We start from the raw sequence: 19,580 nt of genomic DNA, 5'->3' as shown, positions 1-19,580 counted from the left end.
AAAAGCATTAGCGCCCTGCCCCCGGCCAAAGCCGCCCCGAGACACCTGCGGCCGCGGCCGTGATGCAGGGACCCTCCAGCACGGTGAACTTGATCTCCTCGAGCCGCAGTGCCGTCGCGCCGGAGGCGGCGAGGAGTTGGCGGGCGGGAGTGTCGGTGAGCAGCGACAGGGTGGCCCCGTCTGCGTCGAGTGCGGCACACGCCGCCGAGCACAGACGCCGGGGAAGCTCCGTCGTGGGCAGTTCCCCGGCCAGTGCCGCGATGCGGGCGGCTGCCGCCTCGTCGGTCGTCATGCCGAGGGCCTCTTCATGTGCGGGGTCATTACGTCGACGTACCTGCAAGCGGCCCCTCGACGCGCGAGGACCACTCGGCCGATGTCGCGGCACAGCGGGCGTAACCGTCACGAGTGGGAAGAGCGCAACACGCGGCAGGTCACTCCCAGGGACAAGTCCGACACCACCGGTCACCGCCTGGTCATCCAGGTGCACCTCGGCACGGCCGTCGACGTCGCCTCCGCCTTGGCTGCTGCGGCCTGGCCGGTTGGGCTCCGGCGCTGGACGGAGCCGTTGGCCGGACGCCGTCCGTGCGCCTCGCTCGCCCGGTTTCAGGGCTGGGCCGAAAAGCGCACCCCCCGCTCAGCCCGGCACGGCCCGGCGCAGGAGGAGCACGGCGATGTCGTCCGTGCGCTGCCCTCCCGGACCGGCCGTCCTGAGCAGGTCGTCGATGAGCGCGTCCGGGGGGCCGTCGCCGATGTGAGCGAGTCGCCGGGCGAGGCGGGCGATGGAGTCGTCGAGGTCCGCTCCTGGCTCTTCGATCAGACCGTCGGTGTAGAACGCCAGCACGGCTCCCGGGACGAAGGGAACCTCGGTCAGGGGGAAAGCGGCGTCGGGATCGATGCCCAGGAGAGGCCCGGGCGGAACGTCCAATGGCAGAGCGGCGCCGTCGGGCCCGCGCAGCACGGGTGGCGGGTGGCCCGCGCTGGCGAACGTCACGTGCCCGCGAAGGGTGTCGACGTGCGCGTAGAGGCAGCTGGTGAACAGATCGGGACCCAGATCGGTCAGGAGCCGGTTGGTACGGGACAGCACCTGGTCCGGGGCCGCGCCGAGGGCCACGTGGGCGTGTACTGCCGTACGCACCTGCCCCATGAGGGCGGCCGCGGCGGCGTTGTGTCCCTGGACGTCTCCGATGACGGCCGCGGCGCCGGCGGTCCCGAGCGGGATGAAGTCGTAGAAGTCGCCGCCGATGTCCATGCCACGCGTCGCGGGCAGATAGCGGGCCGCCGTCTGTAGGCCGGTGACCGCGGGCAGAGCACGAGGGAGCAGCGCCTGCTGAAGGTTGTGGGCGAGGTCGTGCTTCGTGTCGTAGAGGCGGGCACGGTCCAGAGCCTGGGCGATCAACCCGGCGAGCGAGGTCAGCACGGCCCGGTCCGCCGCCGAGAACACGTGCGGGGTGTCGTACGACAGGACGCAGATCCCTACCGGCCGGCCTGACACGATCAGCGGCAGGAAGGCCCAGGCTTGCTTGCCACTGGCCAAGGGAGCTTCCGGACTGATGCGCCGCATCTCGGCCGGATCCGAGAAGAACGCGGGGATGCCGCTGCCGAGGGCACGCCCGGCCGGGGTGAAGGCGGTGTCGAGGGGCAGGTGGTCGAGTCGGTCCACGACGTCGGCGGGGTAGCCACGGTGGCCGGTGATCCGCAGTCGGCCGGCCTCGGCCATGGACAGCACCAGACCCTGCGCCCCGAAGGCCGGCATGACCTGGTCGGCGACCAGGTCGATGACGTCCTGGACGCCGACGACCTCCGTCAACGCGGCCGCGAGATGTACGAGTTGGTAGAGCTGGCCGGCGCGGGTCGGTGCGGCGCTGCGCGGGGAGCCGGGGGGCGCGGGGACCGGCGGCGGGTCGGAACCGGTGCGTACGATGCGCACGCTGATGCCGCTCGCGTCAGGGTAGAGGTGGAAGTCCAGCCACAGGTCCGGCGGACGGCACGCCGAGAACACGACAGGCTCGCGGCTGATGACAGCGGCGCGGTAACGGTCCTCGTACGTGGGCTCGTCGAGCCAGCGCAGGGATTGCCAGGGCAGTGTGCCCAGCAGTTGGTCTGCGGGGCGGCCCAGCAGCTCGCAGGCCCCGGAGCTGACGTACGTGATCCGCCCTTCCAGATCCACGGAACAGCTTCCGCCGGGCAGGCGCTCCACGAGGTCCGCCGCGGCCAGCTCCTGGCTCACGGACGGTCGGCCGGTGCCCAGGCGGACGACGCGAGGTCCATCGGCCGAGACCGTGCTCACGCCGGCCTCCGCGGATTCTTCCAGCAGCCGGGCCAGGCGTCGGCAACTGGACTCGATGTTGCCGCGCTCCCGGGCGGTCATGTACGGCGGGCGGCCGGCCGGCCAGATCAGCAGCATGGCTCCGTGCGGCCGGACCCCGATGACCGGAGCGGCGACCATGGCCAGTGGGTAGGGAAGCGCCATGGCGGTGCGCGGATAGGCGTGGGCCATCTGCTCGTGACTGCTCACCCACACCAGACGTTCCTCGCGGACCGCGTCGGCCACCGGTGCGGGCGCAGTCAGTGGCACCTGCGACCAGGGAGCGGCGAACTCGGCCGGTGCTCCGCTCAACAGCTGCAGCCGCAGCAGCCGACGGTCCGCTTCCAGCAGGAAGAGAGCGCCGAGGGAAGCGCCGGTCCGGCGGACCGAGTCAGCGAACGCCGCTTCCACAGGATCGTCCGCGACAGAGGGGTCGCCCGCGCTGACCACGAGACACCTCCTCGGTCGACGAGAAGCCGACTAGCCGGGCGTGACGTGATGCGCCCATATGAGGACCTTACGCCGACACGAACCGGTCAGCGCATAACCCAGCCACAGACGCCCAGCGCATCCGAACGGGCATGCGACACCCTCTCCCCCGCCCGCTCGGACCGGTCGCGCCAACACGGCCCCGACCTGCATGAAAGGCGCCAATCGGGGCAACCGCTGTTCCTGGGAATCGGAGGATGCCTTGACCATGACAGAACAGCCGGGGCACCTGGCGAAAGAGGACACCGCCTGCTGCCCGCACCACCACCGCCATTATCCGGGATCCGGTGGAGATGAGCCGGAGTCGCCGCGTGAGCGCGTCAACCGCCGCTGGAACGAGGTCCTGCAGGAAACGCGGGTCACTCAGACGGGCGTGCAGATTCTCTTCGGTTTTCTGCTCAGCGTGGCCTTCACCCCCCTGTTCCGAGAGCTGGAGACGGTGGACCGCGTCATTTACGTCCTGACCGTGGTGCTCGGCGCGGCGGCCACCGGATCGCTCATAGCCCCCGTTTCCATCCACCGCTTCCTGTCCGGTCAGCGGATGAAGAACGAGGTGGTCGAGGCCGCCTGCCGCTTGATGATGTGCGGCATGGTCCTCCTGGCGCTGACCATCGGCTGCACGCTCCTGCTGATCCTGCGTTTCGTGGTGCCTGGTGTCCTGGCCGAAGTGCTGGTCGGCGGAGTCATGCTGTGGTTCGGTCTGTGCTGGTACGTGCTGCCGCTGCGCCTGCGCCGCCGTGCCGCTCAGCGCTCGCGGCCTGGCGGTGCACAGCACTCATGACGGGCGCCTGTTGACCGCTGAGCAGCGCCGGAGGCCCATCCCGGGTTCCTGAGAAGGGCCTCCGGCGCCCCCGGCGTCGCGGGCCGAAGGGGAGCGCCTCGGGGCCCGCTTCGCGGCGGGGGCATCACGTCGGTCACTGCCGACGCCGACATTCAGGTACTCGCCGCACCGAGAAGGACCATGTCTCTGATCAACCGTCGTCAGTTCCGCGCCACCACACGGAGCGTCTTGACCGACGGGTCGGCCGCGTCCGGGATCAGGACCCCGTGCTCGACACCGCTGCGCAGGTAGTCCAGAACCTCGTCGGTGATGACCTCACCGGGAGCGACAACGGGCACCCCCGGCGGGTACGGGCTGATCATCTCCGCGGCGATCCGTCCGGCGGCGCGCTCGGCGGACACGTGCTCCACCGGGGCGAAGAACGCCTCCCGCGGCAGCATCGCCTGCTCCAGTTCCAGGTCCGAGGGCTCGGGCAGGCGCACCGGCGGCTGCTTCTCGATGGAGTCGGCGCCCTCGACGAGCGCGCGCAGGGCGTCCAGCAGGATTTTCTCGGTCTCGTCGTCATCGGCGTGCGTGATGGACGCGCTGATCCGGCAGGTGTCGGAGCCACCGACGTCCACGTGCCGGTTCGCCCTCAACCACTCGGCCGCCTGCATGCCGCTGATACCCAGTTCCCGTACGTCGATCACGATCTTCAGCGGGTCGAACGCGGCGGCGAACCCTTCCTCGACAACCTCCCCGCCCATGGGTCGCAGACCGGGCAGATCTGCGGCGGCCGACCGAATGCGCTCCGCCCGGTGCAGCGCGGCCTCCAGGAGATCGCGCCCGTGTTCGACCATCTGACGGCGCCAGCCGTCGAGGGTCGCGTAGACCAGGGACGAGGCGCTCGTGGTGCCCAGCAGGTCCTCCCGCTGTTTGAGGGCCTCCGGCGACACCCGGTCGTACTGGAGGTGGAAGACGGAGCTCTGCTCGATGGCCCCGCCCATCTTGTGAACGCTGGTGACCACCAGGTCGGCCCCGGCGTCGATGCCCCAGGCCGGCAGTCCGGGATGAAACGGCAGATGAGCCCCCCATGCCTCATCGACGATCAGTGGTGCGTCGAACTCGTGGCAGACACGGGCCACGCCCGCCACGTCCGCACAGGTGCCCCAGTCGGTGGGAGTGATCAGCAGCATGCCCTTGGCGTCCGGGTGCTCCTCGAGACGGCGCCGGACGTCGTCGGGCTCCGGGGGGTGCGCGAGGTGCCGTTCGGCGTCGAACTTCGGGTGCACCCAGATGGGCTCCACGCCGTTGACGACGACGGCCGCGATCACCGACTTGTGCGCGTTGCGGGACAGCAGCAGTTTCTCGCCGGGACCGGCCACGGCCAGCATGGCGGTCTTGACCGACAGGGAACTGCCACAGGTGGAGAAGAACGCCTGTTCGGCCCCCACCGCGTCGGCCATCAATTCCTGAGCCTGGCTGAGCACGCCCTGGGATTGACGGCGGTCGTCCAATCCGTTGAGGGACAGTACGTCCGACCGGAACACGTCGAGCCCGACGATGTCAGCCACCCGCGGATCCACGCCGCGGCCCTGTTTGTGCCCCGGCGGGCCGAACGCCACGTCTCCACGACGCCGGAACTCCTGGAGCGCCTCCAGCACGGGTACCCGCGAGTGATCCATCGTTCCTCCCAGCGGTCATCCTCCGCCCGGCCGCACTTCGGCATGACTTGCTTCGCGTCGTCCGAGAGCGCACCGGACGAGTTGCACCGGTGCCTCGGTTGAAACCCCGGGGTGTTGCGACGCCCGGTTGGTGGCACCCGGTGGTGCACGAAGCGAAGACGGACGACGGCACTTCGATCAGAGGAGGCCAGGTGGCCCGTACGCCTTCCGGCGACGACTTGAGCGCCGATGTCCACGCCGGGCTACGCGTGGAGGTCGCGAAACGGGCGGATCTGCTGTGGGAGACCGCCCTCGAGTTGCACGCCCACCCCGAGCACGCCTTCGCCGAGCACCGGGCCGCGGCACTGCTGACGGGCGAACTGGAAAAGGCCGGTTTCGAGGTCGAGCGCGGGGTGGCCGGGATGCCCACCGCGTTCACCGCCCACTCGGGTCAAGGCCGTCCCGCCGTGGCACTGCTGCTGGAGTACGACGCCTTGCCGGGCCTCGGCCACGCCTGCGGGCACAATCTCATCGCAGCCGCCGGTCTGGGAGCGGCGCTCGCGCTGAACTCTGTGCTGGCCACCTCGACCGGACGTGTCACGGCTGTCGGGACGCCGGCCGAGGAGGGCGGGGGCGGAAAGGTCCTGGAAGTGGAGGCCGGCGTGTTCGACGACGTCGACGCCGCGCTGATGTTCCACCCGGGCGTGTACAACTGGACGCGGGCGCCACTGACGGCGCAGGTGCAGTACCGGGTGGCCTTCCACGGCCGCGCCGCGCACCCCACAGGCAACCCGACCGAAGGTGTCGACGCTCTCCTGGCGCTGCTCGAACTGTTCAACGTCCTGACCGCCCTGGGCAGGCGTCTGCCGGCGGCCTCTCACATTCAGGGGATCGTCACCGACGGGGGCAAGGCCACCAACATCGTCCCGGAGTACGCGGAGGGGCTGTTCGGCCTGCGCGCGGCAACGACCGATGCGTTGGACGACCTGACGGGGCAGTTGCGCACCGGCGCCGAGGGCGTGGCCCACGCCACGGGCACCAGGACCGAGGTGGAACGAGCCACGGTCCGCTACGAGCACTTCCGTGACAGCGGCCTGCTGTCCGAGACGTTCGCCGGACACCTGTCCGGGGCGGGGATCGAGTTGACGCCACCTGCGCCGGGCGTCTACTTGGGATCGTCGGACATCGGCAACGTCAGTACACACGTGCCCGCCATCCACCCCTTCGTCGCCATCATGGACGACGGGTCCGACCACACCCCCGAGTTCGCCGCCGCAGCCGCCTCCCCCCGGGCCCGCGACGTACTCGTCGCCGTCACCAGCGCGCTGGCCTGCACGGCCGCGGACGTGCTCTGCAACGCGGACTTGCGCGAGGAGGCGCGGAGACTTCACCGGAGGGCGGGACGATGAGCCATGTCCGCCGTAGTCGTCTTCCCCGAGCCATCGCCTCGCACCTGGCCGAACGAGCCATCCGCGCCAACGGACCGTGTCCGTCACAGCCGCAGCGGTCCCGGCGGAAGCCGGGGTGTGGGCGGTGGGAGCACAGCAGTCCTTGCCCTGCCAGGCGTCATGGCCTTCCCTGACGGCGATGGTGGCGATGACGAGGGCGGCGATCGGGTCGGCCCAGGACCAGCCGAGGGTGGCGTTGAGGACCAGCCCGAGCAGGAGGACGGCGGAGAGGCAGGTGCACAGCAGGGTCTGCTTGGAATCCGCGACGGCGCTGACGGAGCCGAGGTCGCGCCCGGCCTTGCGCTGGGCGGCGGACAGGAACGGCATGATCTCCAGTGAGAGGGCGGCGATGACGATGCCGGGGAGGGAACGGTCGACCTCACTGGATTCCCGGGAAGGCCCGCGGGACGCGCCGCGCACAACCGACCTCGTGAGACGTTTGCTGCCGGAAAACGTACCTCCTGTCCGGTCAGGGCGCGGATGGCGTCGATGCTCACGTAGGCGGAAAGCGCGAAGAAGGAGACGGCGATGATCCGTAGCGTGCGCTGGTCGCGGGCTTCGCGGACGGCGTGATCGCGGGCGGAGAACTGCCAGGCGACCGCCCCAGCCGAGGACACCTCGATGACGGAGTCCAGGCCCAAGCCGATCAGCACAGTGGAGGAGGCGATCGTGCCGGCGGTGAGGGCGACGACGGCTTCGATGACGTTGTAGGTGATGGTCGCGGCGACCAGCAGGCGTATGCGCCGGGTGAGGACATCGCGGTGGGCCGGGGACGGCCCGAGGGATATCGCGGTGACGTCAGCAGCAGCCCTTCTCGGCGGCGTCCGGGCAGATGCTGTCCGCCTCGACCGCGACTACCGAGGCGAGCAGGTGTTCCAAGGCGTGGCCGAGGCGTTCGTCGGCGAGCTCGTAGCGGGTGCGTCGTCCGTCAAGGATGGTGACGACCAGGCCGCAGTCACGCAGGCAGGCCAGGTGGTCGGACAAGCGGGTGCGGGAGATGCCGAGGGTGTCGGCAAGGTCGGCGGGGTAGGCCGGCGCCTGGCGCAGGGCGAGGAGGGTCCGGCAGCGGATCGGGTCGGCTCGTGAATGATGATGTCTGGTTCGTGGGCCTACGATCAGTCCACGCATGGTCGGTAACAGGTGAGTTTCTCGCCCCGGGTCGAAGCAGATCCAGCGGGAGGATAGGGCCTTCAGGGCGTCGGTCGATTGCCGCCGCTGGGAGCACGGCTCAGGTCGACAATGCAGAAGATGTTTCCGTCCGGGTCAGCGAGCACGACGAAATCGGGGTCGGGCGGGTAGAGGTCCCGGTCGACCACTTGTGCACCGAGGCCGACCAGTCGCTCCACCTCTGCCTGTTGTTCCTGCGTCGTGTCGATGAAGAGATCCAGGTGGAGACGGGGGTGCGGCTCCGCCCGCGACGTGCTGCGGAGCAAGCCGATTGCTCGGCCGGAGCCGTCGGTGTGGTTGAGCGTCTGCCACGTCTCGCTCTTCCATTCCTCGCTGGCCACCAGGTCCAGGGCCCGCGTCCAGAAGGCCGCTGCACGGGGGATGTCCGAGACGCCGATGACAGGAATTCCGATCCTCAGCATGCGGGCCGGCCCAGGCGGTGCCGCGACGGCGTGACCGTGCCGGACCCGATCACCTCCTCGTCCCGCACCGGCCGCCCGGCCCTCCCACCGCCGTTGTGCTCTGCGGCGGTAATCCCCTGTGCCTCGGCCCAGCGTCCGGGGGTATGCGGCGGCAGCGCCAGATCCGCGACGACACCGTAGTGGTCGCTGGCCTGGATGCCGCCCACCGGCCCGGTGAACACCCGGCGGCACGCGGCAACGCGCAGGGCGGGTCAGAGCTCGCCCGAGCCGCCCAGTCCGGTCAGCGCGCCCACCGGGTCCGGGTCGGGGGTGCCGCGAGGCCACCAGTCGTCGTGGCCCGGCTCCGACTCGTACGCGTACCACAACCCGTCGCGGCCGAAGCGGAGTTGGACGTGTCCGCGCGGGTGGGTGAGGTGGTTGCGGCGCGGGCGGAAGGCCGGGAGGTCGGCGGCGAGGAGGAGCGGCCGGGCCCGGTCGAAGCGGCCGGCCGGCGGGTCCCAGGTCTCCTCCAGGACGGTCAGGCCGTCCGGTCCGCCCTGCCGCCAGGCGGCCACCGCGCGGGCCAGGTCGGAGGGGGTGCGGCCGACGGCGGCGGCGAGTGCGGCGTAGAGGGCGCGGGTGGTGACGGTGAGCCCGGAACCGGGGCGGGACGCGGCGAGCCGTACGGCGTCCCGCCACAGGTCGAGTTCGCCGATCTCGTCGTGGCCGGTGGTCAGCAGGGCGTGGGCGCGGGCGGCGGCGTCGGTCGCGAGGTGGTCCAGCGCGAAGGAGTCGGGGCCGTTCGGCGCGGACGGGTAGGCCGGGGGCTGCTCGGGATGCGGCGGCACGGGCAGCGGGGCGGGCAGCGGCGGGAGCCGGCGCTCGGCGAGGGCTTCGGCGGCCCTTACGCCCGGCAGCGGCTCCGGCTCCTGTTCCTGAGCGGCGCGGGCCGCGCGGGTGGCGTTACGGCGGGACAGCGCGTCGAGCACCTCGCGTTCGCCCCGGCCGCGCAGCAGGAGCAGGACGAACGGGTCGGCGTCGAGCAGCCGCGCGGTCTGGTAGCAGAGGGCGGCCGCGTGCTTGCAGGGGTGACCGCGGTCGGGGCAGCTGCACTGCGGCTCCAGGTCGCCGGGACCGGGCAGCAGCGGCACCCCGCACTCGGCGAGGGACTCGGGCATCTCCTTGTCGAGCAGCGCGGCGATGTGCCCGGGGCGCTCGACGGCCGCCTCCAGGAAGCGCTCCCAGTCCTCGCCGCCGAGGGTGCGCAGCCGCACCTGCACGCGGTAGGGGCGGGGACGGCTGCCCTGCACGTACGCCAGGACGAGCCCCGGGGTGACGGTGATCGCGTCCACGTTCCCCCGCTCCGCGTAACCGCGTCCGCGGGCCAGGCGCGCGGGGTCGAGCGCACCCTCCTCCAGCGCGGTCACCCAGGCGTTGCCCCACCAGGTCCCGGCGAAGGATCCGCCGGTGCGCGGGGGGAAGGCGGGGAAGGTGCGGCGGTGCTCGCCGTCCCGTGCGGGGGCGGCCATGGTGCGGGGGGTGTGGGGCGGTTCGGGAAGCCGGTGGGGCGACGCGGGCGCGCTTCCGACCGGAGCCGCGAACGGTGAACCTTCGGGTGAACTTCCCGCGGTCGCCGACGCCGTCGCCGTCGCGTTGCCGGGACTGGTCTCGCCCTCGGCCTGACCCTCGGCCTGGACCTCGCCCTCGCTCTGGACTTCGGCCTCACCCTCGGCCTGGACCTCGCCCTCGGCTTGGACCTCACCCGCGGCCCGGGCCTCGGCCTGGACCTCGGCCCCGGCCGTATCCTCCGACGGCATCTGGAAGGCGCCCGCGAGCAACTCCCGTACGACTCGCGCTCGTTCGTCGGCGACACGGTCGTGTGCGCTGCCGTGTCGCCGGGCGTCGGTGGGACGCGCGTCGGTGGGACCTGCGTCGGCGCGGGGGCGGAGGCCGCCGTCGCCGCGCGGGGTCCTGCGGCCTGCCCGCGTCCGGGGCTCGGCCGGGCCCTGCCGGGCCTCCGCGCGGGCGGCGCGCAGCGCCTCACGCGCGATGTCCCCGGGGCGCGAGCCGGTGCCGGCCTGCGGGGCGCGCGGCTCGGCGTCCGCCGGCGAGGCATCCGACGAGGTAGGGGTCGAGGGCGAGGCATCCGACGAGGTGGGGGTCGAGGGCGTGGGGTCCGTCGGCATGGGGTTCGCCGGCGGAGTGGGGGCCGTGGTGGGGGCGGCGGCGTCGGCCCCAGCGGCTTCCACGGGGGGCGGATCCGCCACGGTCACGGCGTCGGCCGGCGGCGCGGATTCCGCCGTGCGCCGCAGGGCCGCGCGGGCCGCGTCGCCGGGCCTGACGGCGGGTCCTTCGGGCCGCACCGAGGACTCGGGCGACGGCCCGTTCGTCGGCCCGTTCGTCGGTCCGTTCGTCGGTCCTTGCGTCGGCTCCTGTTCCTGCGTGCGCTCCCGAGCCGCCCGCAGCGCCCGGCGTGCCTCGTCGGCCGGGCCGGCGGCCTTCTCCCGTCGCTCCCCGGCCGTGACGGCGGCTGCGGTCTCGGCCGTGCTCACTGCTGTGCTCTCGGCCGTGCTCTCGGCCGGAGTCTCGGCTTTCTCCGTCTCCCCCATCACGCCTCCCTCCGCAGCCTGACCAGGTCGGACAGGTCACGGTCCGTGAGTTCGGTGAGGGCCGACTCGCCGGAGCCGAGGATCGCGTCGGCCAGGGCTCGCTTCGCCTGGAGCATCTCGGCGATACGGTCCTCGACCGTGCCCTCGGTGATGAGGCGGTGCACCTGGACCGGCTGGGTCTGGCCGATGCGGTAGGCGCGGTCGGTGGCCTGTTCCTCCACCGCGGGGTTCCACCAGCGGTCGAAGTGGACGACATGGCCGGCGCGGGTGAGGTTGAGGCCGGTGCCGGCGGCCTTCAGGGAGAGCACGAGGACCGGGGTCGCCCCGGCCTGGAAACGGTCCACCATCCGCTCCCGCTCAGGGATCGGGGTGCCGCCGTGCAGCAGGTCGACCGGGACCGCGCGGGCGGTGAGATGGGCGGTGATCAGGCGGGCCATTCCGACGTACTGCGTGAAGACGAGGGCCGAGCCGTCCTCGGCGAGCAGGGTGTCCAGCAGCTCGTCGAGCAGGGCGAGCTTGCCGGAGCGGGCGGCCAGGGCGTCCCCGACGGAGGCGGTCTCCTCCTTGAGGTACAGGGCCGGGTGGTCGCAGATCTGCTTGAGCGCGCCCAGCAGCTTCAGCACCAGGCCGCGCCGGGCGATGCCGTCCGCCGTCTCGATGGCCAGCAGGGACTCGCGTACCACCGCCTCGTACAGCGCGGCCTGTTCACGGGTGAGCGGGACCGGGTGGTCGGTCTCGGTCTTGGGCGGCAGCTCGGGCACGATGCCGGGGTCGGACTTCTTGCGGCGCAGGAGGAACGGGCGGACCAGACGGGCGAGACGCTCCACCGCCTGGTCGTCCTCGCCGTTCTCGACCGCGCGCGCGTGCCGGGCGCGGAAGGACTTCAGGGGGCCGAGGAGTCCCGGTGTCGTCCAGTCGAGCAGGGCCCAGAGCTCGGAGAGGTTGTTCTCGACGGGGGTGCCGGTCAGGGCCACGCGCGCGGGGGTCGGGATCGTGCGCAGCGCCTTCGCCGTCGCCGAGTAGGGGTTCTTCACGTGCTGGGCCTCGTCCGCGACGACCATGCCCCAGGACTGCCCGGCCAGGGTCGGCGCCGCCGAGCGCATCGTGCCGTACGTGGTGAGGACGAAGCCGCCGTCGAGGTCCGCCAGGCTGCGGTCGGCGCCGTGGAAGCGGCGGACCGGGACGCCGGGCGCGAAGCGGTTGATCTCGCGCTGCCAGTTGCCCAGGAGGGAGGCCGGGCAGACCACCAGGGTCGGTTCGGTGCGGGCCCGCTTCAGGTGCAGGGCGATGACGGTGATCGTCTTGCCGAGGCCCATGTCGTCGGCGAGGCAGCCGCCGAGGCCCAGGGAGGTCATGAGGTCCAGCCAGGCCAGGCCGCGCAGCTGGTAGTCGCGCAGGGTGGCGTGCAGGCCTGCGGGCGGGTCGGCGGGGTGCACACCGGCGGTGAGGCGGTCGCGCAGGGCGGCCAGGGCGCCGACGGGCACCGCCTCGACGCTCTCGCCGTCGATCTCGGCGGTGCCGCTGAGGGCGACGGACAGGGCGTCGACCGGGTCCAGCAGACCCAGTTCCCGCTTGCGGGCCTTGCGCACCAGCGCCGGGTCGACCAGGACCCACTGGTCACGGAGGCGGACCACCGGGCGGTGGGCCTCCGCCAGGGTGTCCATCTCGGCCTCGCTGAGCGGGTCGCCGCCGAGCGCCAGCTGCCAGCGGAACTGGAGCAGTTCCTCGCTCTCGAAGAAGCCGGTGCCGTCGGTCGCCGAACCGGGGGCGGTCCGGACCACCGCGGCGGCGCTGAGGTCCTGCGCCAGGTCCCTCGGCCAGTGCACGGCGACCCCGGCCGCCGCGAGCCGGGTGGCCGCCACCCCGAGCAGATCGCCCAGCTCGTCCTCGGACAGGGCCAGGACGTCCGGTGCGTCCTGTTCGGCGAGCCGGGCGAGCGGCGGCCAGACGCGGGCGGCGCGCCGTACGGCGAGGGCGGCGTCCACGCGTGCGCGTGCCCCGAAGGCGGCGTCGGCCTCGCCCGCCCACAGGGCCGCCGCGTCGGTCATCAGGGTGGGGTCGGCGAGGCTGTGCACCTGGACGATCGCCGCGCCCGCCCGGCGCGCCCGCTCGCCGTCGTCGAGCCGGTCGAACATGTCGTACGCGGACAGGTCGAGGCGGAGCGAGATCCGCACGCCCGCGTCCATGCCCGCGGCGACCTCCGCGGCCCAGTCGTGCGCGCCGGGCAGCCGCTGGGGCCGACGGTCGGCGAACGGCTTCCCGCACGCGTGCGGCGCGGCCGGGGTGCGGGGCAGGGTGTCCGCCACGGCGTCCAGGAAGGACCGCATCAGGGCCTCGGGGCGGGGCAGCAGGAGCGGCCCGGAGCCGGGGAGCGGCACCGCGTGGCCCTCGTGCGGGAGCGCGGCGGCGACCGCGCGCAGATGTGCGATGTCCTCCGGGTCCAGCGGGCCCGCCCGCCAGGCGTCGTGGCCTGTGGGTGTCAGGCCGGGCAGCAGGCGGCCGCGGGCGGTGAGCCGCAGCGCGTGCAGCGCCGCCGCGCCCCAGCAGGCGGTCGCCGGGTGGGCGGCGGGGTCGCGGCGGGCCCGCACGAGCAGCGGGAGCGCCTTGTCGAGCGGCAGGCAGAGGGCGGGGGCCTGCCGGCGGCGGATGGACGAGCCCTGCCGCCGGACGACGGTGAGCTCCGTGTGCTCCGCGTCCGGTGTGCCGGGCAGTGGGCCGTCGTCCGGGTCCCAGAAGGCGACGCGGCCCTCGCGCGGAAGGGGCGCGGGCAGGAAGACGGCGGCGAGTCGCACGGAGACGGAGCCGGGCTCCGCCTCGGCCGTGCCGTCGGCCATGACGCTCATGCCGGGTGTCCACCTCCCGCCCGCGTGTCGGATCAGTCGTCTTCGACTCTACGGGCGGGGTCTGACAATCGGTCCCGGCGGCCGGCCGGGGCACCGCTTCGCGGTCCGGCCGGGACCTTGGCCGAGGCCGGTCAGGGGACGGTACGGGAGACCACGTAGACGAAGGGGTAGATCGCGTTGCCGGTGTTCACCACGACGTCCAGCGTCGGCATGGGCTTCTTCTGTTCGTGGACGATGCCGAAGTCGTCGCCGGGGCGCGAGCCGGGGCCCGTGAACTTCCAGCCCGTGACCTCCTGGTCGCGGGCGCTGATGGTGATCTCGCCCTTCTTCAGGTCGGCCCTGCTGACGCCGATGCCGGCGAGGAACTCGTCGAGTCCGACCTGTGTGGTCTGGAACTGCGCGTACAGACGGCTGGTCTTCCAGTTGTTCGTCTCGTAGTAGGCGACCTGGTTCGAGGGGTGCGGGATCGGCACCTGGTACAGGCGGCGCTGGACCTTCGACGGCCAGCCCTCGGTCAGGCCGGTCGCCGAGTACTTGGCCTCCTTGTCCTTGCCGCTGTCGCGGCTCTGGTTGGCGGAGATCACCAGGTAGCCGGCCGGGACGCCGATGAGCAGCACGATGATCAGCAGGGTGAGCGCCCTGCGGCGGATCACGTGCCGGCGGTCCTCCGGCGGGCGGTGCGGCTCGTCGGGGGGCGCGGCCTGGCGGGGCAGCGATGCTGTCATGCGGTGTCCAGGGTCGTGCGGGGTCGTGCGGCGGTCATGCGGTGTCCTGGGGGCGGGGCGGTACGGCGGTCACGCCGTGTCCTGGGTGGTACGGCGGGCCGCCTCGGTGAACCGTTCGAAGCGCTCGTAGCGCTCCACGCGGCGGCGCTTGGCGCGCCGGAAGCGGCGGGCGACCAGGCGGGCCAGGTCGGCCGCGCCGACCATACCCGCCTCGGGGCCCAGCTGGGCGCGGACGATCCGGGCCTCGGGGCGGTAGCCGCGGCCGGTGAGCTGGCGCTTGAACGCGTCCCGCGCGGGGCTGATCAGCAGGTCGTCGGCGGCGGAGACTCCGCCGCCGATCACGAAGCAGGACGGGTCGAGGGCGGCCGCCAGGTTGGCGATGCCGACGCCGAGCCACTGGCCGATGTCCTGGAGCAGCTCGATGCACATGGCGTCGCCCTCGCGGGCCAGCTCGGTGATCATCGGGCCGGTGATGTCGCCGATGTTGCCCTTGACGTGCTCGATGATCCCGTACGCCACCGGGGAGTCGGCGGCGGCCAGTTCACGGGCCTCCCTGACCAGCGCGTTGCCCGAGCTGTACTGCTCCCAGCAGCCGCGGTTGCCGCACGGGCAGCGGTGGCCGCCGGGCACGACCTGCATATGGCCGAACTCACCGGCGACGCCGTACTTGCCGCGCTTGACCTGCCCGTCCTCCAGGATCGCGCCGCCGATTCCGGTGCCGAGGGTGATCATGACCAGGTGGTCCTCGCCGCGGCCCGCGCCGAAACGCCACTCCGCCCAGGCGGCGGTGTTGGCGTCGTTGTCCACCAGCACGGGAACCGCGAGACGGCCGGAGAGGCGGTCGCGCAGCGGCTCGTTGCGCCAGGACAGGTGGGGTGCGAACAGGACGCGATTGCGGTCCGCGTCGACCCATCCCGCCGCGCCGACGCCGACCGCGTGCACGTCGTGGCGGTCGGACAGGTCCAGGACCAGCTCGACGATCGTGTCCTCCACGACCTTCGGGCTCTTGGACTTGTCCGGAGTCTCCGCGCGGATCTTCTCCAGGATGTTGCCGTCGGCGTCGACGACCCCCGCCATCACCTTGGTGCCACCGATGTCGATGCCGACCGTCGGCACTCGGGGCGCGGTGAGGTGCGATCGGCGCTCCCTGGTGCCCACGGTGCGGAGTGCGGGGGCGCGGCGGGAGCCGATGGGGGCGGTGAAGTTGCCGTAGGTGCTCATCGCCGCCGATTCTGCCTCACCCTCCCGCCGGGTGCCGAGCGGGGCGGCGGCGGGGCCGGGCGGCCTGTGCCGGGCCCGGGCGGGTCGTGGCCGGTCGCGCCGTCTGCGCCTCGGCACGGCCCCGCGCCCCCCGGCTCGGGTCCGCGGTGGGGCGCCGGGTGCCCGAAGGGCGAGGCTCGCGGCGTCCGGCGCGTGCGATCTCGAGGCGGCGGGTCGCCCCTCCGCAGGACGCGTGCCGGACACTCCCTTGTCGAACACAAGGGTCACGCACGTGCGGGGCGGAGATCACCCATCACTCCCCTTGTCCGGACATCCGGTCACATTGTCCGGACAATGCGACCTACGCGGGCCGATCGCGCAGCCGGAACTCAGGGACGCACGAGCGGTCCTCAGGGGTGCACGAGTGGTCCTCAGGGGTGCACGAGTGGTCCTCAGGGGCGTACGAGCAGCTGGAACTCGAAGGAGTAGCGGGTCGGCCGGTAGATGTGGTCGCCGAACTCCACCGCCCGGCCGGTGTCGTCGAAGGTCGTGCGCTGCATCGTCAGCAGCGGGGCGCCCTCCTCCTCGGCGAGCCGCTCGGCCTCGGCGGCGGTGGCGGCGCGGGCGCCGATGGACTGGCGGGCGCTGTGCAGGGTGATCCCGGCGGACCGCATCAGCCGGTACAGGCCGGTGGCCTGGAGCTGCCCGGTGTCCAGGTCGAGCAGGCCGGACGGCAGGTGATTGCACAGGTACGCCATCGGCTCCCCGTGCGCCAGGCGCAGCCGCTCCACCCGGTGCACGTCGCTGCCCTCGGCCACCGCGAGCGCGGCGGCGACTTCGGCGGACGCCGGGACCATGGTGTTGACCAGCACCGTCGTCGCGGGACGCTGCCCGGCGGCCTCCAGGTCGTCGTAGAGGCTGCTGAGCTCCAGCGGGCGCTTGACCTGGCTGTGCACGACCTGCGTGCCGACCCCCCTGCGACGGACGAGGAGGCCCTTGTCGACGAGCGACTGGATCGCCTGGCGGACGGTCGGCCGGGACAGGCCGAGCCGGGCGGCGAGTTCGATCTCGTTGCCCAGCAGGCTGCCGGGAGTGAGCGATCCGTGCTCGATAGCGGCCTCCAGCTGCTGGGCGAGCTGGAAGTACAACGGCACCGGAGAACTTCGGTCCACACGTAGTTCTAGCTGCACGGTCGGGTCCACTTCTGGTTTCGGCACGGCCCGAGCGTAGCTCCGTGACCGGTTGACGGGAAGTTGTGTAGTTCGGTTGTCCGGACATACGCATTGACAGCGCCCGGCCCGCAACGCACCTTTGTCTCATGCGCATCGGGGTCATCGGGACGGGCCGCATAGGCACCATTCATGCGAACACACTCAGCCGTCACCGCGAGGTCGGATCCCTGATCCTGACGGACGCGGACCACGCGCGGGCCCAGGAGCTCGCGCACCGGCTGGGCGAGACGGCCGCCCCAGGGGTGGACGAGATCTTCCGCTGGGGCGTGGACGCCGTGGTCATCACGACGGCCACCTCGGCCCACGCCGAACTGATCGGTCGGGCAGCACGCTCCGGGCTTCCGGTCTTCTGCGAGAAGCCGATCGCCCTCGATCTGGCGGGGACCTTACAGGCGATCGCCGAGGTCGAGACCGCCGGAACGATCCTTCACATGGGCTTCCAGCGCCGCTTCGACGCGGGGTACACAGGGGCCCGGGAAGCGGTGCGTTCGGGGCGGCTCGGGCGGCTGCACACCGTGCGGGCGCTGACGTCCGACCAGTCGGCGCCGCCGGCCGCGTGGCTGCCCGTGTCCGGCGGGATCTACCGGGACGCGCTCCTGCACGACTTCGACTGTCTGCGTTGGGTGACCGGCCGCGAGGTGACGGAGGTGTACGCCGCCGGCTCCGACGCCGGGCCCGCGATGTTCCGCGAGGCGGGGGACGTGGACACGGCGGCGGCGGTCCTCACGCTCGACGACGGCACCCTCGCCACGGCGACGGCGACGCGGCTGAACGGGGCGGGCTACGACGTCCGCATGGAGCTGGCCGGGGAGCTCGACCAGATCGTCGTGGGCCTGGACGACCGCACCCCGATCGCGTCCACCGAACCCACCGGTCCACCGGCCGCGGACAAACCGTGGACGGGGTTCCTGGAGCGGTTCGAGCCCGCGTACACGGCGGAGCTGAACGCCTTCGTGGACGTGGTGCGGGGCGAGCGGGCCAACCCCTGCGGCGGCCGCGAGGCGCTCGAGGCCCTGCGGATCGCCGAGGCCTGCGAGCTGTCCCGGCGGGACCGCAGGGCGGTGTGGCTCGCGGAGATCCCGGTGACTTCCGGGACGGGGTGAGCCGGCGCCGGGGCCCGGCGGCAGGCGGGGGTTGGGCGGGGCGACCGCCGGGTCACCAGCGCACCGGAGGCTGCGCACTGCGGCGCCTCGGGTTCCTCGACGGCTACGAGGTGTGCCTGAGCGCCGCGCCGATCGTGCCGGCGTTCGCCCTGTTCGCCGGTGCGGAGAGCCGGAAGTCCGGCTGAGCGCACGGGTCCGGACTCCGGTTAACGCCGTGAAAACTTCTCGGACCCGAAGGCGAATTCCCGCGCCTTGTCATTGACATGACACTGTCTACGCGCGTCATCATGTGGCCATGAGATTCCCCCCACGGATCACTCGTACCGTCACGTCGGCGGCCGTCCTGTCCGCCCTCCTCGTCGGCGGCGCCGTCTCCGCCACCACGGCGCACGCCGCCGTCGGCAGCGTCTGCTACACGAAGCTGCCCGCCCAGGCGTACGACACGCTCGACCTCATCGACGCGGGCGGGCCGTTCCCGTACTCGCAGGACGGCGCCGTCTTCCAGAACCGGGAAGGCGTGCTGCCCGGTCAGACCACCGGCTACTACCACGAGTACACGGTGAAGACCCCGGGCTCCTCGACGCGCGGCGCGCGCCGCATCGTGACCGGGAAGAAGTCCGCCGAGGACTACTACACCGCGGACCACTACGTCACCTTCAACCTGATCAACTACGGCTGCTGACCGACACCGCTCGCCAGTCCGATCCCCAGACCCTCGCCCCGCGGACCCCCCACGTCTCCAGGCCGCGGGGCGAGGCACGTCCGGCCGGTCGGCGCGACGGCCGAGGAGGGTTCTCGGTTCAGCCCGCGTTCGTCGAGAACAGTCCGCCGGTCGGCCCCTGCTTGTCGCCGCCCTGGGCCTTCCTCAGGGCGTTGGCGAGACTCTCGATGGTGAGGGACTGGAGGATGACGCGGCCGCTGCCCTCCAGGGTGGCCAGGGACAGGCCCTCGCCGCCGAACACCGCGTTCATGACCCCTTGGCGGTTGAGACCGCCGACGCGCTGGACGCCGTACCGGATGCCCTCCTCGAAGGCGACCACGCAGCCGGTGTCCACCTCGACGCGGCCCCCGAAGTCGGCCGGATCGAGGTCGATGAAGTTGCCGGCCCCCGCGATGATCACCGTGCCGCGGCCGGTGAACTTCTCCAGGACGAAGCCCTCGCCGCCCTTCATGCCGGTCCGGCCGCCCTGGAAGGCGATGCCGAAGTCGACGCTGGCCTCGGCGGCCACGAAGGCGTCCTTCTCGGCGAACCACGCGCGTGTGCCGTCCAGCTCCAGGGCGCGCATCTCACCGGGGAGCACGCCCGCGAAGCCGACCGTGCCCTCGCCGCCCTGGGCGGTGAAGTACTGGAACGCCAGCGACTCGCCCGCGAGCGCGCGCTGGCCGACCTGCATGGCGGTGCCCATGGCCTGGCGCAGCATGCCGCCCATGCCGCCGCCGGACGGGCCGCCGCCCTGCGGTTGCCCACCGCTGCCGCCGGAGGGGCCGCCCAGCCGGGTCTCCATGGTCACGTTCGTGGTCTTGAAGAGGAACTTTCCCGCCTCGCAGTACACGGTCTGGCCGGGCTGCAGGCTGACGACCGCCATCTGCATGGCGTTGCCGACGATCTCTTGCTGAAGGGTCACAGAAGGAGA

General features: G+C 72.4%; 16 protein-coding genes and 1 pseudogene. 4 read left to right on the top strand and 13 right to left on the bottom strand.

What is annotated here, in order from left to right:
- Positions 1 to 7: 7 nt before the first annotated feature.
- Both ACIRPU_RS11625 and ACIRPU_RS11620 read right to left on the bottom strand, forming a co-directional pair.
- Positions 8 to 292 carry a hypothetical protein gene (locus tag ACIRPU_RS11625; RefSeq protein ID WP_403864958.1) on the bottom strand — a complete coding sequence of 95 codons (285 nt, stop codon included), beginning with the start codon at positions 290 to 292 and terminating at the stop codon, positions 8 to 10.
- A gap of 342 nt (positions 293 to 634) precedes the next feature.
- Complete coding sequence (locus ACIRPU_RS11620; protein ID WP_403864955.1) at positions 635 to 2,755, bottom strand: SpoIIE family protein phosphatase; 2,121 nt, start codon at positions 2,753 to 2,755, stop codon at positions 635 to 637.
- A gap of 247 nt (positions 2,756 to 3,002) precedes the next feature.
- Between ACIRPU_RS11620 and ACIRPU_RS11615 the strand changes: the two genes are divergently transcribed.
- On the top strand, positions 3,003 to 3,575 hold the full coding sequence (locus ACIRPU_RS11615; RefSeq protein WP_397666491.1) for a DUF6328 family protein: 573 nt from the start codon (positions 3,003 to 3,005) through the stop codon (positions 3,573 to 3,575).
- A 200-nt stretch (positions 3,576 to 3,775) separates the two neighbouring features.
- Here ACIRPU_RS11615 and ACIRPU_RS11610 read toward each other — a convergent pair whose 3' ends face one another.
- Positions 3,776 to 5,239, bottom strand: coding sequence for an aminotransferase class I/II-fold pyridoxal phosphate-dependent enzyme (locus tag ACIRPU_RS11610; protein WP_403864952.1), 1,464 nt, complete (start codon positions 5,237 to 5,239; stop codon positions 3,776 to 3,778).
- Positions 5,240 to 5,430: 191 nt separating this feature from the next.
- Between ACIRPU_RS11610 and ACIRPU_RS11605 the strand changes: the two genes are divergently transcribed.
- Positions 5,431 to 6,627, top strand: a complete 1,197-nt coding sequence (locus tag ACIRPU_RS11605) for an amidohydrolase (RefSeq protein WP_403864949.1) — start codon at positions 5,431 to 5,433, stop codon at positions 6,625 to 6,627.
- A gap of 99 nt (positions 6,628 to 6,726) precedes the next feature.
- Here ACIRPU_RS11605 and ACIRPU_RS11600 read toward each other — a convergent pair.
- From ACIRPU_RS11600 to ACIRPU_RS11560, 9 genes and pseudogenes are all read right to left on the bottom strand, one after another.
- Positions 6,727 to 7,454, bottom strand: a pseudogene (locus tag ACIRPU_RS11600) (cation transporter); the annotation flags it as partial.
- Positions 7,455 to 7,464: 10 nt separating this feature from the next.
- Complete coding sequence (locus ACIRPU_RS11595) at positions 7,465 to 7,794, bottom strand: ArsR/SmtB family transcription factor (RefSeq protein ID WP_403864946.1); 330 nt, start codon at positions 7,792 to 7,794, stop codon at positions 7,465 to 7,467.
- A gap of 62 nt (positions 7,795 to 7,856) precedes the next feature.
- Entirely contained in the window at positions 7,857 to 8,255 is a 399-nt protein-coding gene (locus ACIRPU_RS11590) for a VOC family protein (RefSeq protein WP_403864943.1), read from the bottom strand.
- A complete protein-coding gene (locus ACIRPU_RS11585; RefSeq protein WP_403864940.1) occupies positions 8,249 to 8,461 on the bottom strand; it encodes a hypothetical protein in 213 nt (70 codons plus the stop codon). Before ACIRPU_RS11585 ends, ACIRPU_RS11590 begins: the two co-directional genes overlap by 7 nt.
- A gap of 45 nt (positions 8,462 to 8,506) precedes the next feature.
- Positions 8,507 to 10,843, bottom strand: a complete 2,337-nt coding sequence (locus ACIRPU_RS11580) for an SWIM zinc finger family protein (RefSeq protein ID WP_403864938.1) — start codon at positions 10,841 to 10,843, stop codon at positions 8,507 to 8,509.
- Entirely contained in the window at positions 10,843 to 13,677 is a 2,835-nt protein-coding gene (locus ACIRPU_RS11575) for a DEAD/DEAH box helicase (protein ID WP_403865096.1), read from the bottom strand. Before ACIRPU_RS11575 ends, ACIRPU_RS11580 begins: the two co-directional genes overlap by 1 nt.
- Before the next feature lie 140 nt (positions 13,678 to 13,817).
- Positions 13,818 to 14,411, bottom strand: coding sequence for a sugar kinase (locus ACIRPU_RS11570; RefSeq protein ID WP_327185837.1), 594 nt, complete (start codon positions 14,409 to 14,411; stop codon positions 13,818 to 13,820).
- Positions 14,412 to 14,480: 69 nt separating this feature from the next.
- A complete protein-coding gene (locus ACIRPU_RS11565; protein WP_355706949.1) occupies positions 14,481 to 15,632 on the bottom strand; it encodes an ROK family glucokinase in 1,152 nt (383 codons plus the stop codon).
- Between the two features lie 431 nt (positions 15,633 to 16,063).
- A complete protein-coding gene (locus ACIRPU_RS11560) occupies positions 16,064 to 16,801 on the bottom strand; it encodes a GntR family transcriptional regulator (RefSeq protein WP_403865093.1) in 738 nt (245 codons plus the stop codon).
- Between the two features lie 128 nt (positions 16,802 to 16,929).
- Between ACIRPU_RS11560 and ACIRPU_RS11555 the strand changes: the two genes are divergently transcribed.
- A complete protein-coding gene (locus ACIRPU_RS11555; protein WP_384119346.1) occupies positions 16,930 to 17,946 on the top strand; it encodes a Gfo/Idh/MocA family oxidoreductase in 1,017 nt (338 codons plus the stop codon).
- A 295-nt stretch (positions 17,947 to 18,241) separates the two neighbouring features.
- Positions 18,242 to 18,628 carry a ribonuclease domain-containing protein gene (locus ACIRPU_RS11550; RefSeq protein ID WP_403864933.1) on the top strand — a complete coding sequence of 129 codons (387 nt, stop codon included), beginning with the start codon at positions 18,242 to 18,244 and terminating at the stop codon, positions 18,626 to 18,628.
- Between the two features lie 118 nt (positions 18,629 to 18,746).
- On the opposite strand, the gene ACIRPU_RS11545 is transcribed toward ACIRPU_RS11550, so the two are convergent.
- Positions 18,747 to 19,571, bottom strand: a complete 825-nt coding sequence (locus tag ACIRPU_RS11545; protein ID WP_403864930.1) for an AIM24 family protein — start codon at positions 19,569 to 19,571, stop codon at positions 18,747 to 18,749.
- Positions 19,572 to 19,580 lie beyond the last annotated feature (9 nt).

The sequence above is a fragment of the Streptomyces sp. NPDC102259 genome (assembly GCF_044766465.1).
Taxonomy (GTDB): domain Bacteria; phylum Actinomycetota; class Actinomycetes; order Streptomycetales; family Streptomycetaceae; genus Streptomyces.
Note: the sequence above shows the minus strand (reverse complement) of the source record. Positions and strands in the feature narration are given on the sequence as shown.